Below are 17,178 nucleotides of genomic sequence, written 5' to 3' on the forward strand. Positions count from 1 at the left end.
CATGGCCAGGCCATACTCTATTGCAGGCGCGCGATGACGGCGACCGGTTGGTAGCCGTGCTTGTCGAGAAAGCCCTTCAGCCTCTCGGGGTCTGGCCTTAGCGGATCGCCATAGTCGCGAGCATGGATGCCGCCGGAGACATAGAGAACGTCGAAGCCGTTGTCGGCCGCGCCCTTGACGTCGGTCATCATGCCGTCGCCGATGGCCAGAACCTCGTTCCGCTCGACAGTACGTCCGAGCAGCGCGGCGACCTCCTTCATGGCGACATTGTAGATCGGCGCGAAAGGCTTGCCGGCAATCAGCGTGCGGCCGCCGAGCTGCGCGTAGTCGCGCGCGAGCGCGCCGGCGCACCAGATGGTGCGTTCGCCGCGCTCGACCATGATGTCGGGATTGGCGCATATAAAAGGCAGGTTGCGCGCGCGCAGCCGCTTGAGCAACTCGGCGTAGTCGGCCGGCTTTTCCACCTCGTCGTCGTAAAGGCCGGTGCACACGACGCCCGAAGCCTCGAACTCCTCGACCAGATCGACATCGACCCCGTCGTAAAGGGTGAAGTCGCGCTCCGGGCCGATGTGGAAGATCTTCCTCGGACCCTCGGCGATCAGGTCGCGGGTGACGTCGCCCGAGGTGACGACGCGGTCGAAGGCACCGGCGGGAACGCCGATGATTTCCATCTGCGCGACGACATCGGCGCTGCGGCGCGGCGAGTTGGTGATCAGCACGACAGGCACTTTTGCCGCGCGCGCTTTCGCCAGCGCCTCGGCGGCGGCCGGGAAATGCCACTCGCCATTGTGCACGACGCCCCAGACATCGCACAGGATGGCGGCATAGCGCCCCGCCAGAGGGCTGAGCGAAGCGATGATGTCGGGCGAATCCGCCATGTCGTGTCCTGATCCTCGATCCTGGCAAAGCCGCAGCCTAGGTTCGGCCGCGGCCGGTCCCGCATAACGGAAGCGCCTTGTCCTGTCACCCGCTTTCCCGCGCTCAAGCCGGAGGCGCGCAGTCGCGCGCTTGGCGATGCACAAACGGCACAAGGTTAACGGCCTCTCAAGAGACGGCGCGATCTTGATACTTTCGCGAGCTCTAAAATTTAACGATTTATGACCATGCTGAGGCTGGAAACTATAGGATCTTGGCGGGGGCTAGGTGCATGATCCGCAAATTCCTCAGTGACAAGCGAGGCAATTATGCCTTGATGACAGCCATCACGATGGTGCCATTGCTTGCTGCCGTGGGGCTGGCTGTCGATTACACCGAGCTGGTGCGCCAGCGGCAGGAAACGCTCAATGCGCTCGACGCCGCGGGCATGGCCACCGCACAACAGATTGTGGCCGGGGTCAGCGACGCCGACGCTAAAGCCTATGCAAAGTCTTTTTTCGAGGCCAATCTCAGGCACGTCCCTCCGGCAAACACCGTCCTCACGGTTACGTTGCCCAACAACAATACCGGCGGCGGCACGTTGGTCCTTCAGGCGGCGTTGAAATACCAGCCCATAATCATGCCGGCCGCGGCAATGCTGCTCGGCGGCCAGGCGGGCGCGACCGAGGTTAATGTCACGGCACGATCCGAGATTCGCCTTAAGAACACGCTGGAAGTGGCGCTGGTGCTCGACAATTCCGGCTCGATGTCGACCCTGGGTTCGGGAACCGGGCAGAAGCGCATTGATCTGCTCAAGAACGCAGCCGCGCAGTTGGTCAACACGCTGACACTGCAGGCCCAGCAAATGAAGCAGATTACCAAGCCGGTGCAGTTCTCCCTGGTGCCGTTCTCTGCCTCGGTCAATGTCGGACCTACCCATGACGGGGACGATTGGATGGATCAGGATGGCATCTCACCGGTCCAGCACGAGAATTTCGACTGGTCGACCATGACGCAGGCCAATTCTCCGTTTGGCGCGTCCAAATATGTCGAGAAGGTCAACGGCGTCTGGTACAAACGCGGTGCCGATTGGGGCGACAGCAAGGACGAACCGGCAACACGCTTCAGTCTTTATGCCGACATGACCGTGGAGTCGGGGCGCGAGGAAGTGCCCAATTCGAAGCAATACATTTGCGACAAGTACGACAAGAAGGGCAAATGCAGCTCGGGCCACTGGACCGATCCCGAATACGTCTACACGACCAGCCGCTATGCGAGTTGGCAAGGCTGTGTCGAAGCAAGGCCGTATCCATACAACAACGACGACACGACCCCGACAACCGCCACTCCGGGGACGCTGTTTGTGCCGATGTTCGCCCCGGACGAACCTGGTACGCTGTGGCGCGACTTCAACCGCGACGGCACGAATGATGTCACCAGCGTGAGCTACGGATATGACAACAACTGGTGGGCAGACTGGCCCAATTCTCCCAATCCGACCGCTACCCAACGCCAGACCGATATGCGGAAGTATTTTCTGGTGAAGCCTTATGGCTCGACTTCCGCCAGTTCCGGCGATGGTCCGAACGCGGCCTGCACCACCAATCCGATCACGCCGCTCAAGGACGTCACGGTAACGGCCCAGAAACAGGCACTGATCGACGCCATCAACGCCATGGCGCCGACCGGAAACACCAACGTGCCGGAGGGCCTTGCCTGGGGCTGGCGGACGCTCTCCAGCAACGAACCTTTTACCGAAGGTCGATCGAACGCGGAGAAAGGTAACGACAAGGTGGTGATCGTGCTCACCGACGGCGCCAACACCTATAGTGCGATCAGCGACGCCAGCTATGCCAACAACCGCTCCACCTATGCCGCTTATGGCTATACCGGCTTGGTCAACGCGGCCGTGAGCAGCGTCACGCGCCTGTTCATGAACACGACCAGTTCCGTGCCGAAGACGACCTATACGGACGCCAACTATACGGCTGCCCTCGATGAGCAGATGCAATCGCTATGCGCCAACGCCAAGGCGGCGGGGATCATGGTGATGACAGTGTCGCTGGATCTGGTCGACTCCAAGGCCGATGAGAAGAAGGCCATGGCCGCGCTCAAGGCTTGCTCGTCGGACTCGCGCTTTCGCAAGGATCCGACCGACCCGAGCAAGCCGGCGAAGCTGTTCTGGAACTCGACCGGCGCCACCTTGTCGGACGACTTCAAGGCGATCGGCAACGAACTGTCGAACCTGCGCATCGTCAGTTGAACGAAAGCAATCGAACGAGGCGCCCCTCCGCCATCGGGCGGGCGCCCTTGTTTGCGCGCAATGCCGCAAGGCGCCAGATTGGTTAGCGCTCGGTGAAACCAGGGGCGCGCAATCGAGCGGTTTCCCACACCGGTCCTTCAGCGTTTTGTGAAACTGTGATTCCGACAGCAAATCCGCCGGCGGGGGCCGCTTACCTGAAATGCGTGAATTCTGGCGTCACTTCTGCCGCGACCGGCGCGGCAACTATGGCCTGATGACGGCGATCGCCATGGTGCCGGTGATGGGCGCGGTGGCCATAGCCGTCGACTATAGCGAGCTCAGTCGCGAGCGACAGATGGTGCTGAACGCGCTCGACGCCGCGAACTTCGCCGCCGCGCGACGGCTTGCCGAAGGGGCGACCGACGATCAGATCAGAGCTTACGCGGTCGATTTCTTCAACGCCAACCTCAACAATATCGACCCCGCAAATGTGTCGGTCAGTGTCACGCTACCTACCAGTCAAGCGGGCGGCGGCCTGCTCACCATGAGCGCGACGCTGAACTATCGTCCTTACTTCTATCCGTCGTCGGCGCTGCTGGTCGGCGCTTCGACCGTCGATGCGAACAAGTCGGTCAAGCTCGACATGGACTCTCAGGTGCGGCTGAAGAACACGCTGGAAGTGGCGATGGTGCTCGACAATTCCGGCTCGATGACCACGAAGGGCACCGGTTCCGGCCAGAAGCGCATCGACCTGCTGAAACAGGCAGCAAAGCAACTGGTCGACACGCTGGCGCAGCAGGCGGCGCAGATCAAGCAGATCGACAAGCCGGTGCAGTTCAGCCTCGTGCCGTTCGCGGCGTCCGTCAATGTCGGAACGCAAAACGACGACGCCTCCTGGATGGACATTTACGGGCTATCGCCGGTCGCCAACGAGAATTTCGACTGGTCGACGCTCAGCGCCGCCAATAAATATGCGCAGAAGGTCGGCGGCATCTGGTACAAGAAAGGCAGCGGCTGGGGCACGACGGAAAACCAGGTGCTGAGCCGCTTCTCGCTCTATCGCGACATGCAAGTGGTCACCAGCCACGAGCGCATCGTCAGCAGCAAACGCGTCGTCTGCGACGAGTACCGCTCGAACAACACCTGCAAGCGCAGCCACAACGAATACGATTACAACGACACTTACGGGCCGTTCGCCAGTTGGCAGGGCTGCGTCGAGGTGCGGCCATACCCCTACAATGTCGACGACACGCCGGCCTCCGGCGGACCGAACAACACCGGCATCGGCGTCGGCGATCCGGCCACGATGTTCGTGCCGATGTTCGCGCCGGACGAGCCTGGCAATCACTGGAAGGTGACACAGGATCCGGACGAGCCGAACCCGGTGACCTATGGCGCCGCCAACAGCTGGTGGAACGACGACCCGTCGAGCACCACCGGCAAGACCAGACAGTCGAACATGGCCAAATATTTCATGCCGCGGCCGATCGATGCGCCGACGCTGAGCACAGGGGCCGGCCCCAACTACAGCTGCACCACGACGCCGATCACGCCGCTTACCGACGTCACCAACGCCGACGGGTTGGCTGCGATCAAGGCAGCGATCGACCTGATGCAGCCGAACGGCAACACCAACGTGCCGGAAGGCATGGCCTGGGGCTGGCGCACCGTCTCCAGCAGCCCACCTTTCACCGAGGGCCGGCCGGAAACCGAGCGTGGCAACGACAAGGTGGTTATCGTGCTCACCGACGGCGAGAACACCTATTCGACCGTGAGCCCCGACCCGGCCGGCAACAAGTCGACCTATGCCGCCTACGGCTATACCGGCGTCGGCTACAACGGCACGTCGGTGACGCGCCTGTTCGGCGGCACCTCCTCGGCCATCGGCCAGTTCAACTACTCGTCGAGCAATTACACCGCGGCGATGAACGAGCAGATGGCGAAGTTGTGCGACAACGCCAAGGCCGGAAAGATCATGTTGATGACGGTGGCGCTCGACATGTCGTCAACCGATTCGGATGACGTCAAAGCCATGAACGCGCTGAAAAGCTGCTCGTCCGACTCGCGTTTCCGCAAGGACCCGACCGACGCCAGCAAGCCGGCCAAGCTGTTCTGGAACGCCACCGGCGCGACGCTGTCGGACAATTTCAAGGAAATCGCCAACGAGCTGTCGAACCTGCGCGTGGTCGGGTAGGCCGCCGTCCGCAATTTTCAACACTGGCGCAAAAGCTTGCGCAGTCATGCTTCTTGCGGCCGACAGACGTCCATGGTGAGTGTCCGGACAACCGGAGACCCCGATGCCCGACGCCGCCAACCATCTGACCTTCGCGCTGATCTGCCTCGGCATGGTGCTGACGCCGGGGCCGAACATGATCTACCTGATCTCGCGTTCGCTGTCGCAAGGGCCGAAGGCCGGGCTGATCTCGCTGGGCGGCGTGGCGCTCGGCTTCCTGTTCTATGTCGTGTCGGCGGCCTTCGGCATCACCGCGCTCATCTTCGCCGTGCCCTTTGCCTATGACGCGCTGCGCTTTGCCGGCGCGCTCTATCTGTTGTGGCTGGCCTGGCAGGCGCTGAAGCCCGGTGGGCGCTCGCCCTTCCAGGTGCGAGAACTGCCGAGGGACAGGCCGCGCAAGCTGTTCGTCATGGGGCTGATGACCAACCTGCTCAATCCGAAGGTGGCGGTGCTCTATCTGTCGCTGCTGCCGCAGTTCATCAACCCGGCCAAAGGCCATGTTTTGTCACAGCTTCTGGTGCTCGGCGTGACGCAGATCTCGATCAGCCTGACCGTCAACGCCATCATCGCGGTGACCGCCGGCTCGATCGCGACCTTCCTGGCCGGACGGCCGTTCTGGCTGGTCGTCCAGCGCTGGATGATGGGTACGGTGCTGACCGCGCTGGCGCTCAAGATGGCGACTGAGGCGCAGCGATAGGGTGCGTTGAGATTCAAGTGAGGCCGGCCTGCGAATGATGCTTTCTGCGCTTCCGGTGCTCACGTACTTCAGTACGCTCCGCTCCGGTTCTCGACAGCCATCATTCTCGACTCGGCCTGACCTGAATCTCAACGCACGCCGGGGCAAACCGTCAGAACCCTACATCGGCCGGCGTGCCGGTCGGATCTGCTCCGGCTCGACCACCTTGCGGTAGAGATGCCAGGTCGCGTGGCCGAGGATCGGCATGACGATGGCAAGGCCGGCAAACAGCGGGATCGAGCCGATCACCAGAAGCACGGCGACGGTGAGGCCCCAGAGCGCCATCTGCAGCGGGTTGGCCATGACGGCGCGCGCGGACGTCTCGATCGCCGAGACGGCGCCGACATCGCGGTCGAGCAGCAGCGGGAAGGCAATGACGGTGGTGGCCAGGGCGACGACGGCGAAGACGAAGCCGACGGCATTGCCGACGAGGATCAGCGTCCAGCCCTTGCCGGTGGTCAACACGTCGCGCAGGAAAGTGCCGACGGAAGCCGGCGGCTCGGTTCCGAACAGGCTGGTGTAGAGCGACTGGGCGGTGAACAGCCAGAGCAGGAACAGCGCGAACAAAAGGATGCCGATGACCGCGATGGAAGGCAGTGCCGGCGAGCGCCGAACGTCGAGCGCATGGCGCCAATGGGTGTCCATGCCGAGTTCGCGCCGCCGGCTGATCTCATAGAGGCCGATGGCCGCGAACGGGCCGATCAGCGCAAAGCCGGACATCAACGGATAGACGAGCTGGATGGCGTTGGAGCCGGATGTCCATTGCGTCAGGATCAGGCCAACGATGGGGTAGACCAGACACAGGAACACATAATGCGAGGGCTTGGCCCAGAAATCCTCGGCGCCGAGCCTCAACGCATCGCGGAGATCCGCGGTAGTGATGCGGCGCACCGTGGGCTGCACATGCATCCCTTGCGCGTCCGCCATGACATGAAAACTGGCCATAACCATCCTCCGTTTGCCGGCGCATTCCATGCGCCTGATCAAAGCGGGCGGTCATCGCCTGAGGATGGCCGCCCCCTGGCTGCCACTTCAAGAACGGCGGCATGATAACCGATCTTCCGCGAAAAGTCGCCGTATCACGCGATTTTCATCGGTGGAGCCTCGAAAAGCCTATCCGGGCGCGTTGAAGACCGCCTCGAGGCGATGGCCGTCCGGATCGATGACGAAGGCGGCATAATAATGCGGGCCGTAATCGGCGCGCAGACCCGGCCGGCCATTGTCGTTGCCGCCATGGGCGAGTGCCGCCGCATGGAACTTCGCGACGCATTCGCGGTCCGGCGCGGCAAAGGCCAGATGAAATCCGAGACCGGGTGCGCGCTGGCCTTTCGGACGGAACTTCAGCGCCAGCTTGTCGCCGCCGCCGGGCAGGCCATAGCCGACCGCCTGGTCGGGCTCGCCCGGCCGAAGATCATCCCAGACGCGGACATAGCCGAGCGGCGCCAGCGCCGCATCGTAGAAGGCGGCAGCGCGTTCGATGTTCGAAACGCCGAGGGAGATGTGATGCAGCATTTGTGAGCCCCGCCAGAGAATCGGCCACGAAGGTGGCCAATGGCGATTTTGGCCACCCTGCCCGGCAAAAGCCATGATCGCCGGTATCAGAGGCCGGATGAGCATCATCGATATTCGCCCCGACCAACTCAACCGCCGTTCGCTGCTGACAGCGGCTGGACTGGCAGCGCTAGCCGGCATCGCCGCCTGCAGCACGGTCACCGTGCCCACCGGCGAAGGCGCCGGCGTTTCGTCCTCCGCCACAGCGACGCTGGCCGGCATCCGCAGCTCCGCCGGACTGCCCGCACTGACGCCTGACACGCAGCTCGAGCAAGCAGCACTCCAGCAGGCCGGCTACATGGCCTCGCGCGAGCGCATGAGCCATACCACCGGCTGGGGCAAGGATTTCGCCTCGCGCATGAAGGGCAATGGCGTGCGCGGCGCGGCGGCCGAAAACATCGCCGAGGGCCGCTTCGATCAGCAGAAGCTGTTCGACATCTGGATGCACTCGGCCGGCCATCGCCGCAACATGCTCGACCCGGACTTCAGCCGCTTCGGCCTCGCCTATGTGCGCGACGGCCGCGATCCCGCCCTGCGCTACTGGGCGCTGGTGCTCGGCAGATAAGATCGAGGAGCCGCCGCTTGCGGGCGGCTCGAAAAATATCATCCGCCGCGCAGTTCTTCGGCGTGCGCCTTGGCGAAGGCGGCCAAGCTGTCGAAGCGAAAATCCACCTTCGGCAGGTCGCCCGGGTGCATGGTGGCGCCAAAGCCCTCATCCGCATGCCTGCGATAGATCCAGCACGATTTCAGACCGATGCGGCTGGCGGGAACATGATCGTGGAACATGCTCTCGGCAGTGTGCAGAATCCGGCCCTTCGCGACGCCCAACGCCTCGAGCTTCTCCAGCATGTAATTGAAGTTGCGGTCGGACGGCTTGTAGGAGCCGATATCCTCGGCCGTGTAGACCGCGTCGAAATCCACGCCGAGCTTCTTGTTGCTGAACGAAAAGCTCGTGTTGTCGACGTTGGAAAGGATGATCAGCCTATAGTGCTGCTTGAGATATTGCAGGGCCTGCGCTGAATCGGCAAAGGCCGGCCAATCCTTCACGCTTTCGCCGTAGGCGACGCACTCTTCCCGGGTAACGCCGACGCCCCATTCCTCCGCAAGCCGCTTGTAGACGATCTGCAGAAGATCGCTGTAGCGCTTTTCGGGCGTCCATTTCTGCTGGCTGGACTCGTGCCGGGCGTGCGCCTCCAGTATCTCGTTGCGGCTCATGCCGCGGCCAACCCTCTCGATCAGCGGCCTCAGGCCGTCGATCATCCCGGATTCCCAGTCTATGAGGGTTCCGTAGCAGTCGAAGGTCAGCGCCTGGAAATCTGTCAGCTTCATGTGTTCAACTCCTTGACGTCCATGATTGGATCAATTCCGGCCCGCGATGTCGCGCTTCGCGACGAGGTGAGCCAGACCCCGAGAAGCGTCACGGCAAGGCCGAGGAACATCGCCACCGAAAGCGGCTCATTAAACAGCGACCAGCCCCAGAGCATCGTCACCGGCGGGCTGAGATAGATCACGCTGCTGACTTGGGCGACGCTGTAAAGGCGCAGGCTTGCGTAGTAGATGCCGTAGCAGAAGAAGGTCGAAAACAGCACCAGCCAGGCGATGCCGAACTCGAAGCGGCCATCAAGATGCGGCGCCAGCCCGCCGTTCCATGCGGCGCAGAGCGCAAAGAGGGTCGCCGCGGTCAGGCATTGGATGCACAGGGTCTGATGGATGGGCATATCGATCGCCCCCATCCGCTTCTGCACCACCGTTGCAAGGGCAAAGACGAGCATGGCGCCGACCGTCAGGACATAAGCCCAGGGCGGGGCCGTGCCGAGCGTCAGGCTGTCGAGCGAGACGATGAGCACGCCGATCGCCCCCAGAGCCGTTCCGATCCATTGCCTGCCGCTCAGACGCTGACCCAGAAGCGGTTGCGACAGGGCCGCGATGGCGAGAGGGACAAGATCGGAGATCAGTGCGACGAGGCCTGTCGGCACGCGTTGGCCGATGGCAAGCGCGAATCCGCCCAGATAGAGAAACATCATCGCGACGCCGAACATCATCTGCCGCAGCAGGGCGCGCACGCCGATGCGCGGCCCGATCAGCAGGGCAAACGGCAGGAGAAGCAATCCGGAGACCAACGTGCGCCAGAACAGGACCAGCATGACATCCGCATTCTCGCTGGCGAAGCGGATGCCGACAAAGCCGGAGCTCCAACTCACGACCAGGGCCATCGCCATGATCGGCCATAGGAGTGGATGGGCCTTGTTGTGCAGGAACGGCATGAGCTCTCTTTTCCCGGCGTCCACGCGTTCCAAAGGCGGATCGCAGCCAACCCGGTGCAGACATATGGCGGCGCAAATGCCACTTTGCACATGACAAATTTCGATATGTTCATGAAATGGTCGTTGTCGTTGGCATGATTGATTGCCGACAGCGAGATTCTGCGTCAGAAATTGGCGTGTTGTTTTTGCAATTAATAGGATTTGTCATGGCTGGAGTGATGAGCCGCCGCCTGGATGTCGATGCCATGCGGGCGTTGGTCGAGATCGAGAACCATGGTGGCGTCACGCGGGCGGCCGAGGTCCTGGGCCTGTCGCAATCGGCGGTCAGTCACAAGATCAGGAGACTGGAAGCGAGCCTAGACTGCGAGATCCTCAGCCGGAAGGCGAACACGCCGATGTTCACCGCCGCCGGGCGCGATCTCCTGGGTTACGCGCGGCGCATCCTCGGGATCCATGACGAAGCGATCCTCAGCCTGTCGAAGAGCACGTTGCAAGGCAAGATCGCGTTGGGAATGACCGAGGATACGACCTGCACGGACCTCTCGCGCATCCTTGGCCGGTTTCGCCGGCTCTATCCCGAGGTGAGCGTGCGCACGCAGGTGCGGATGAGCCTTGCCTTGCAGGGACTGCTCGGCCAAGGCGCGCTGGATGCAGCCATCATCCAGGTGTTCCAGCACGAGGTTCGCCCCACCGACATCCTGCTGTTTCGCGAAACGCTGCATTGGGTGAAGTCTACCGACCTCGTCCTGTCGAAGGACAAGCCGGTGCCTTTTCTGTCCTTCGACGAGAACTGCTTCTACCGGCGCTGGGGTCTCGATCTCGGGCAGGACGAAGGAACGCTGTTCGAAATCGTGTTCGAATGCTCCAGCGCGGCTGGAATCGTTGCAGGCGTCACCTCCGGCCTCGGCGTAGCGCTGTTGAGCCAGCGGCACCTGCAACCCGAGATGGAGATTGTCGACACGGCTTTTCCCAAGCCTCCGGACCTCGCCTACGTCATCAGGCGCGCACGCGGCCCCCGCAATCAGGCGCTGGAGACGTTGATCACGGAAATCGTCGCCGAGGTAAACCGTCACGGCGCGCTTCAAATAGCAGTCTGAGCAGAGGCCGGCTGGCCGCAGGTCAATCCATATGCGCTGCCGGCGCTCCACCGGCGGGTGCGGCCTTCGGCTTGCGCAGCAGGATGACGAAGGGGATCGCCGCCAGCGTCATCACCATCAGGATCTTGAAGTCGTTGATGTAGGAAATCATCATCGACTGAATGTTCACCGCAAGGTCGACCTGCGAAAGAGCCGCCGGATCGCCGGATGCCGCCGCCCGCGAAGCGGCCCACAGATTCGGGTTGTAGGGGTTGATGAAGGCCGACAGCTCGGTGTGGTTGATCTGTGTGTTGCGCACCATCAGTGCCGCGACCACCGAGACGCCGATCGAGGAGCCCAGATTGCGCACCAGGCTGAACAGCGCGGTGGCGTCGGTGCGGTAGCGCGCGTCGAGCGTGGCGAAGGCGACCGTCGACAGCGGCACAAAGACCATGCCCATCCCCAGACCCTGGATGACGCCCGAGGTGAGGATCAGCCAATTGTCCATCTGCGGCGTGAAGCTCGCCATGGTGTAGAGCGATTGCGCGGTGAGCAGGAAGCCGAAGGCGACCAGGATTCGCGCATCGAACCTGTGCATGATGCGGCCGACGACCAGCATCGAGATCATCGTGCCGATGCCGCGCGGCCCCAGCACGACGCCGATGGTCACGGTCGGGTAGCCGAATATGGTGGCCAGCATCGGGGGCAACAGCGACATCGAGGCCAGGATCAGCACGCCCATCACGAAGATGAAGCCCAGCCCGGTCACGAAATTGCGGTCGAGGAAAATCTTGGGATCGATGAAGGGATGCTCCGATGTCACGGTGTGGATGATGAACACCCAGAAGCCGGTGAGCGACAGAGCAAGCTCGATCCAGATTTCGGCCGAATTGAACCAGTCGACCTCGCCGCCGCGGTCGAGAAGGAGCTGCAGCGCGCCGACGCCGAGCGAGATCATGGCGAAGCCGAAGAAGTCGAAGCCGCGCACGCGCTTCGGGATGACAGGCAGATAGGCAGCCATGCCGACGAAGGCCAAAATGCCGACCGGCAGGTTGATGAAGAACACCCAGCGCCAGTTGAAGTTTTCGGTCAGCCAGCCCCCGAGTGTCGGCCCCAGGATCGGTCCGAGCATGATGCCGGCGCCCCAGATCGCCATCGCCTGGCCATGGCGCTCCTTCGGGTTGATGTCGAGCAGGAAGGTTTGCGACAGCGGCACGATGGCCGCGCCGAAGACGCCCTGCAGCAGGCGGAAAAGCACTATCGTCTCGAGGCTCCAGGCGAGGCCGCAGAGCATCGAGAAGATGGTGAAGCCGACGACGGATGCTAGGAACAGCTGCTTGCGGCCGAGCCGGTCGGCGAGCCAGCCGGTGACCGGCGTCATGATCGCGGCGGCGACGATATAGGAGGTCAGCACCCAGTTGATGTTGTCGGGCGAGGCGCCGAGGTCGCCGGTCATGGTCGGCAGCGCGACATTGGCGATGGTGGTGTCGAGCGCCTGCATGATGGTCGCCAACATCAGCGCGACGGTGATCAGCCCGCGATGCGGCACTTCCTTGAAGGGTTCGGGCGTGCTCATGGTGCTGAACTTCCAGCCGGTAACAAAGACGTGTAGACTAGGTTTCCGGGCGGCAAGCCTTCCGTTGAAAGACCTTCATCGCGGTGGGACGCGACTATCGATGTGGGGGTTACATCGACCGAAAGTCTCGACTGGAGCGGATGCCTGCCGCCCGGAAATTTGAGGACCGACGGGTCCGTGTTGAAGGCTTCAGTTTTGATGACGCCGCCAGGCGGCCGACCTCAAATGCTTGTCCTTCCCACCCCTCCCCTCAGACCAATCCCCTCCGCCCCCAATCCCCGGGCGCGTGTCTTGTTACTGCGTGTGCTCGCCCGCCGTGGCGTGGCTGAAGATCGACGGCCAGCCGCGCGCCACGCCGGTGTCGACGGTGACGGTGGCGCTCATGCCGGTGCGCAGCGCCATCTTGGCGTCCGGATCCGTCAACTCCAGCCGCACCGGAATGCGCTGCGTGACCTTGACCCAGTTGCCGGTGGCGTTCTGCGCGGGCAGCAGCGAGAACTCCGCGCCGGTGCCGGCGCCGATCGCCTTGACCGTCGCCTCGAAAGTACGGCCCGGATAGGTGTCGACGACGATTTCGGCCTTCTGGCCCGGCTTCATGTTGGTGAGCTGGGTTTCCTTGAAATTGGCGTCGATCCAGGTGTCGCCGGTCTCGACCAGCGCGAACAGCGGCGTGCCGACCGAAACATACTGGCCGACCTTGAAGGAGGCGGCCTGGTAGATGATGCCGTCGGCCGGCGCCTTCACCGTGGTCTGGCCGAGGTTGTAGGCCGCCTTGTCGCGCGCGGCCAAGGCCGACATCACGGTCGGATGCTTGTCGGTCTCGATGTCCGGATTGCCGCCTAGCGCGGCCTTGGCACTGACGATGCCCTGCTGGGCGACGGCCAGTTGCTGCTTGGCCTTGTCGAGATCGTTGCGGGCCTGGTCGAGCGAGGACTTGGCGTTGATGCCCTTCTGCGCCAGATCGGCGGCGCGGTCATATTGCGACTGCGCGAAATCGACCTCGCTGCTCGCCGACTTCTCCTGCGCCATCGCCTGGCTGTAGGCGGCGCGCAGCTGCTCGACATTGAGGCGTGCGGCGGCAACCGCCGCGTCGGCCTCGGCCAATGCAATGCGGTAAGGCTCCGGATCGATGACGAAGAGCAGGTCGCCCTGCTTGACCGTCTGATTGTCGTCGATGCCGACCTGGACGATGCGGCCGGCCGTGTCGGAAGCGACCGAAATCCTGGCCTGCTGCAGATTGGCGTTCTCGGTTTCCTGGTAGCGGCCGCCGGTCACCCAGACGTAAGCGCCGCCGATCGCCAACGCCGCCGGTAGGGCGATCATCAGAAGCATGCGGCCGATGCGGCGCTTCTTCTTCGGGGCTGCGGGTGCTGGCCGTGGCTCGGGCGCCGAGGCGACAGGAGCAGCAGCCGGCTGCGCCGGGGCCTCCAGCTTGGTGACGACGTTGTCGTCTTCTCGCTTGGCCGCCGCGCTCATGCCGCCGCCCCTTGTCTGCTCTTGATCTTTTCCAGGGACGATGCCTCGCCGTCCGTGAGGTTCTGCACGATAATGTCCAGCACCCGGATCAGCGTGCGCCGGTCTTCCGGCGAAACGCCGGTCAGGGATTCCTCATAGACCTCGCCGGCAAGGCTTTTGACGTCGGCATAGGCTGCGCTCGCCTTCTCGGTCGGGAAGATCATGCGCACGCGCCTGTCGGTCGCGTCCTGGCGGCGCTCGATCCAGCCACCCTCCTCCATCCGGTCGACCAGGCGCGAAACGCTGATCGGCTCGATTTCGAGAAGTTCCGCCAGCCGCGCCTGGGTGATGCCCTCTTCCTTGGCGACGCGCACCATCAGCCGCCATTGCGCCGAGGAAAGCCCCAGCCCGCGTGCGCGTCCCTCGAAGCGCTTGCGCATGAGGCGCTGCACGTCGTGGATCAAAAATCCCAATCTGTCGATGCCATCTGAAACCATGAGCGATAGATATAATAAGCGTGCTTACTATTCAAGGGAAAGCTTTGAGCCGGAGGCCGGCAATGGACATTGCCTGCATGCGATGCCTCCGCGGCCAGCTCCGTTGAGGTTTCGCTTGGTTCGGCCCAACGCGCCAGCAGGCTTGAGGCGATGCATTCACAGCAAGGCATCAAGCATCTGAAAATTCACTGTGTTTTTCATCTCACGCTGGCGCCGCCCGGCTCGCTCGTGATAGATATCGAGCCAAGGATCGGGGGATCATGCAATGCCGACGCTTTACGCGCTGAAGCCGGCTTTCCAGGACAGGTTGCGGCCGATTGTCGGCAGGCTGGCGGCCATGGGCGTGACGGCCAATGGCATCACCATCCTGGCAGCCGTGCTGTCGATCGCAGCCGGAACGGCCATCGCAGTCCTGCCCGGCTGGCGCTCGGTGCTCCTCCTCATCCCCATCGTGCTCTTCGTGCGCATGGCGCTCAACGCCATCGATGGCATGCTGGCGCGTGAGCACGGCCAGGCCTCGACCCTCGGCATGTATCTCAACGAAATCTGCGACGTAGTCTCGGACCTTGCGCTGATCCTGCCCTTTGCCGTCTTCGCGCAATTCGGCGCCTGGGGCGTGGTCGCTTTCGCCATCGCCGCGATGCTGACCGAGTTCGCCGGTGTGCTCGGCATTCCCGCGGGCATCGGGCGCAACTATGCGGGGCCGTTTGGTAAGAGCGACAGGGCGCTGGCGCTCGGCGTGATCGCGGTGCTCACCGCCGCCGGGCTGTGGCCCGGGGTGATCGCGCCTTTTGTGTTTCCGGCCATGGCTACGCTTTCGCTGCTGACCGCCATAAACCGGATACGTGCCGGTCTTACTGGCGGCTAGGTATCGAGGCCCACGATGCCGTCTGAGGGGAACACCATGCTGCACGAACCAATCGCCGCCGCGCCGGCGCAAAGCCTTGCGCGGAAGGCGCAGGAACGCATGTTCAGCAGCCATGACGGCACACAGATCTTCTACCGTTTCTGGCCAGCGGTATCAGCCGAGGCTAAGGGCGCCGTGGTGCTGTTCCATCGCGGCCACGAGCATGGCGGGCGCATGATGCATCTGGTCGACGAGTTAGGCATGCCCGACCACGCCTTCTACGCTTGGGATGCGCGCGGCAACGGCCGCTCGGCCGGCGAGCGCGGCTATGCGCCGTCTTTCGCGGCGCTTGTGCGCGACATCGACTGTTTCATGCGCGAGATCGCCGCCAAGGACGGTTTCGGCGCACAGGATATCGCGCTGATCGCGCAGTCCTTCGGCGCGGTACTGACGGCGGCCTGGGTGCATGATTACGCGCCGAAACTGCGCGCCATGGTGCTCGCCTCGCCCGCTTTCTCGGTCAAGCTCTATGTGCCCTTCGCCAAGGAAGGCATCGCGTTCTGGCAGAAGATCAAGGGGCGCTTCTTCGTCAATTCCTATGTCAAGGCTAGCCTGCTTACCCATGACCCGGTGCGCATCGCCTCCTTCGAGAACGATCCGCTGATCACGCGGCCGATCGCTTCCAACATCCTGGTCGAGCTCTACCAGCATGCGGCGCGGATTGTGTCCGATGCCCGCGCCATCACCGTGCCGACGCAGTTGCTTTTGTCGGGCAGCGACTGGGTGGTTCGTCACGGTCCGCAGCACGAGTTCTTCGTCAATCTCGGCAGCCGCGTGAAGGAACGGCATGTCCTGCCCGGCTTCTTCCACGACACGCTGGGCGAACGCGACCGCGCCAAGGCGATCGACCTGATCCGGCCTTTCCTGGAAGGCCAGTCCGAGGCGCCGGCTCCTATTGCCGACCTGAAGCAGGCGGACATCGCCGGCTATACCCGCGACGAGGCCGACAGGCTCGCGTCGCCGCTCGACCTTCTCTCGCCCAAGGGGCTCTACTGGGCATTGAGCCGCTCCTCCATCCGCATCGGCAGTTGGTTCTCGCGCGGCATGAAGATCGGCGTCGGCACCGGCTTCGATTCCGGCTCGACGCTGGACTATGTCTATGAGAACGACACGCGCGGCCTCGGACCGATCGGCCGCATGGTCGACAGGACCTTTCTCGACGCCATCGGCTGGCGTGGCATCCGCCAGCGCAAGCTCAATCTCGAAGAGCTGATCGGTTCGGCGCTGGCGACGCTCAAATCCGCCGGACGCCCCGGCCATATCATCGACATCGCAGCCGGCCACGGCCGCTATGTGCTCGATGCGATCGCCCAGAGCCCGGAGCAGCCGGCCAGCGTACGCCTGCGCGACTATTCCGACCTCAATGTCGAATTGGGCCGCAAGCTGATTGCGGATCGGCAATTGCCGGCGAGCGTCTCATTCGAGCGCGCCGACGCCTTCGACGGCGAGGGTCTGGCCAGGCTCGACCCGGCGCCGGATCTCGCCATCGTCTCCGGCCTCTACGAACTCTTCGCGGACAACGCGCTGATTTCGCGCTCGCTTGGCGGCCTGGCCCGCGCCATGCAACCGGGCAGCCTGCTGATCTACACCAACCAGCCCTGGCATCCACAGCTCGAAATGATCGCACGCAGCCTGACCTCGCATCGCGGCGGCGAGGCCTGGGTGATGCGGCGGCGCACGCAAGGCGAGATGGACCAGCTGGTCGAGGCGGCCGGCTTCGAGAAGCTCGACCAGCGCATCGACCAATGGGGCATCTTCACCGTCTCGCTGGCAAGGCGGCGCTAGG

The 17,178-nt window shown here is 63.3% G+C and carries 15 protein-coding genes; 7 read left to right on the forward strand and 8 right to left on the reverse strand.

Annotation, left to right across the window (positions count from 1 at the left end; all coding sequences use genetic code 11):
* Positions 1–17: 17 nt before the first annotated feature.
* Positions 18–878, reverse strand: a complete 861-nt coding sequence (locus tag FJ988_RS16845) for a TIGR01459 family HAD-type hydrolase (protein WP_140819471.1) — start codon at positions 876–878, stop codon at positions 18–20.
* Positions 879–1,147: 269 nt separating this feature from the next.
* On the opposite strand from FJ988_RS16845, the gene FJ988_RS16850 reads away from it, so the two are divergent.
* From FJ988_RS16850 to FJ988_RS16860, 3 genes are all read left to right on the forward strand, one after another.
* Positions 1,148–3,118 (forward strand): pilus assembly protein, encoded by a 1,971-nt coding sequence (locus FJ988_RS16850; protein ID WP_140819472.1) that lies wholly within the window; start codon positions 1,148–1,150, stop codon positions 3,116–3,118.
* Positions 3,119–3,317: 199 nt separating this feature from the next.
* A complete protein-coding gene (locus FJ988_RS16855; RefSeq protein WP_140819473.1) occupies positions 3,318–5,291 on the forward strand; it encodes a pilus assembly protein in 1,974 nt (657 codons plus the stop codon).
* A gap of 103 nt (positions 5,292–5,394) precedes the next feature.
* A complete protein-coding gene (locus tag FJ988_RS16860; protein ID WP_127304559.1) occupies positions 5,395–6,027 on the forward strand; it encodes a LysE family translocator in 633 nt (210 codons plus the stop codon).
* Between the two features lie 159 nt (positions 6,028–6,186).
* Here the strand turns inward: FJ988_RS16860 and FJ988_RS16865 are convergent, their stop codons facing one another.
* A complete protein-coding gene (locus FJ988_RS16865) occupies positions 6,187–7,011 on the reverse strand; it encodes a DUF2189 domain-containing protein (RefSeq protein ID WP_140819474.1) in 825 nt (274 codons plus the stop codon).
* A gap of 168 nt (positions 7,012–7,179) precedes the next feature.
* Entirely contained in the window at positions 7,180–7,578 is a 399-nt protein-coding gene (locus FJ988_RS16870; protein ID WP_140819475.1) for a VOC family protein, read from the reverse strand.
* Positions 7,579–7,675: 97 nt separating this feature from the next.
* On the opposite strand from FJ988_RS16870, the gene FJ988_RS16875 reads away from it, so the two are divergent.
* On the forward strand, positions 7,676–8,182 hold the full coding sequence (locus FJ988_RS16875; protein WP_140819476.1) for a CAP domain-containing protein: 507 nt from the start codon (positions 7,676–7,678) through the stop codon (positions 8,180–8,182).
* Between the two features lie 38 nt (positions 8,183–8,220).
* Here the strand turns inward: FJ988_RS16875 and FJ988_RS16880 are convergent, their stop codons facing one another.
* Together FJ988_RS16880 and FJ988_RS16885 are read right to left on the reverse strand one after the other, a co-directional pair.
* On the reverse strand, positions 8,221–8,946 hold the full coding sequence (locus FJ988_RS16880) for a haloacid dehalogenase type II (protein ID WP_140819477.1): 726 nt from the start codon (positions 8,944–8,946) through the stop codon (positions 8,221–8,223).
* A complete protein-coding gene (locus tag FJ988_RS16885) occupies positions 8,943–9,881 on the reverse strand; it encodes a DMT family transporter (RefSeq protein ID WP_140819478.1) in 939 nt (312 codons plus the stop codon). Before FJ988_RS16885 ends, FJ988_RS16880 begins: the two co-directional genes overlap by 4 nt.
* A 206-nt stretch (positions 9,882–10,087) precedes the next feature.
* Here FJ988_RS16885 and FJ988_RS16890 point away from each other — a divergent pair, with 206 nt between their 5' ends.
* Positions 10,088–10,978 (forward strand): LysR family transcriptional regulator, encoded by an 891-nt coding sequence (locus FJ988_RS16890; RefSeq protein ID WP_140819644.1) that lies wholly within the window; start codon positions 10,088–10,090, stop codon positions 10,976–10,978.
* Between the two features lie 22 nt (positions 10,979–11,000).
* Here the strand turns inward: FJ988_RS16890 and FJ988_RS16895 are convergent, their stop codons facing one another.
* The 3 genes from FJ988_RS16895 to FJ988_RS16905 all read right to left on the reverse strand — a co-directional run bounded on the left by FJ988_RS16895 (position 11,001) and on the right by FJ988_RS16905 (position 14,485).
* On the reverse strand, positions 11,001–12,533 hold the full coding sequence (locus FJ988_RS16895) for a DHA2 family efflux MFS transporter permease subunit (protein ID WP_140819479.1): 1,533 nt from the start codon (positions 12,531–12,533) through the stop codon (positions 11,001–11,003).
* Positions 12,534–12,827: 294 nt separating this feature from the next.
* Positions 12,828–14,009 (reverse strand): HlyD family secretion protein, encoded by a 1,182-nt coding sequence (locus tag FJ988_RS16900; protein ID WP_140819480.1) that lies wholly within the window; start codon positions 14,007–14,009, stop codon positions 12,828–12,830.
* Entirely contained in the window at positions 14,006–14,485 is a 480-nt protein-coding gene (locus FJ988_RS16905; RefSeq protein ID WP_140819481.1) for a MarR family winged helix-turn-helix transcriptional regulator, read from the reverse strand. The genes FJ988_RS16900 and FJ988_RS16905 overlap by 4 nt, the downstream gene beginning before the upstream one ends.
* Before the next feature lie 265 nt (positions 14,486–14,750).
* Here FJ988_RS16905 and FJ988_RS16910 point away from each other — a divergent pair, with 265 nt between their 5' ends.
* Positions 14,751–15,353 carry a CDP-alcohol phosphatidyltransferase family protein gene (locus FJ988_RS16910; RefSeq protein ID WP_140819482.1) on the forward strand — a complete coding sequence of 201 codons (603 nt, stop codon included), beginning with the start codon at positions 14,751–14,753 and terminating at the stop codon, positions 15,351–15,353.
* Positions 15,354–15,389: 36 nt separating this feature from the next.
* A complete protein-coding gene (locus FJ988_RS16915; RefSeq protein ID WP_407067709.1) occupies positions 15,390–17,177 on the forward strand; it encodes a bifunctional alpha/beta hydrolase/class I SAM-dependent methyltransferase in 1,788 nt (595 codons plus the stop codon).
* Position 17,178 lies beyond the last annotated feature (1 nt).

It is taken from the genome of Mesorhizobium sp. CU3, from assembly GCF_006442965.1.
Taxonomy (GTDB): domain Bacteria; phylum Pseudomonadota; class Alphaproteobacteria; order Rhizobiales; family Rhizobiaceae; genus Mesorhizobium.

Excerpts from the sequence above, each read along its gene's own strand:
- FJ988_RS16880 (WP_140819477.1), bottom strand. The coding sequence starts at position 8,946 with ATGAAGCTGACAGATTTCCAGGCGCTGACCTTCGACTGCTACGGAACC.
- FJ988_RS16855 (WP_140819473.1), top strand. The coding sequence starts at position 3,318 with ATGCGTGAATTCTGGCGTCACTTCTGCCGCGACCGGCGCGGCAACTAT.
- FJ988_RS16915 (WP_407067709.1), top strand. The coding sequence starts at position 15,390 with ATGCTGCACGAACCAATCGCCGCCGCGCCGGCGCAAAGCCTTGCGCGG.
- FJ988_RS16850 (WP_140819472.1), top strand. The coding sequence starts at position 1,148 with ATGATCCGCAAATTCCTCAGTGACAAGCGAGGCAATTATGCCTTGATG.
- FJ988_RS16885 (WP_140819478.1), bottom strand. The coding sequence starts at position 9,881 with ATGCCGTTCCTGCACAACAAGGCCCATCCACTCCTATGGCCGATCATG.
- FJ988_RS16860 (WP_127304559.1), top strand. The coding sequence starts at position 5,395 with ATGCCCGACGCCGCCAACCATCTGACCTTCGCGCTGATCTGCCTCGGC.
- FJ988_RS16875 (WP_140819476.1), top strand. The coding sequence starts at position 7,676 with ATGAGCATCATCGATATTCGCCCCGACCAACTCAACCGCCGTTCGCTG.
- FJ988_RS16845 (WP_140819471.1), bottom strand. The coding sequence starts at position 878 with ATGGCGGATTCGCCCGACATCATCGCTTCGCTCAGCCCTCTGGCGGGG.
- FJ988_RS16870 (WP_140819475.1), bottom strand. The coding sequence starts at position 7,578 with ATGCTGCATCACATCTCCCTCGGCGTTTCGAACATCGAACGCGCTGCC.
- FJ988_RS16905 (WP_140819481.1), bottom strand. The coding sequence starts at position 14,485 with ATGGTTTCAGATGGCATCGACAGATTGGGATTTTTGATCCACGACGTG.
- FJ988_RS16910 (WP_140819482.1), top strand. The coding sequence starts at position 14,751 with ATGCCGACGCTTTACGCGCTGAAGCCGGCTTTCCAGGACAGGTTGCGG.
- FJ988_RS16900 (WP_140819480.1), bottom strand. The coding sequence starts at position 14,009 with ATGAGCGCGGCGGCCAAGCGAGAAGACGACAACGTCGTCACCAAGCTG.
- FJ988_RS16895 (WP_140819479.1), bottom strand. The coding sequence starts at position 12,533 with ATGAGCACGCCCGAACCCTTCAAGGAAGTGCCGCATCGCGGGCTGATC.
- FJ988_RS16890 (WP_140819644.1), top strand. The coding sequence starts at position 10,088 with ATGGCTGGAGTGATGAGCCGCCGCCTGGATGTCGATGCCATGCGGGCG.
- FJ988_RS16865 (WP_140819474.1), bottom strand. The coding sequence starts at position 7,011 with ATGGCCAGTTTTCATGTCATGGCGGACGCGCAAGGGATGCATGTGCAG.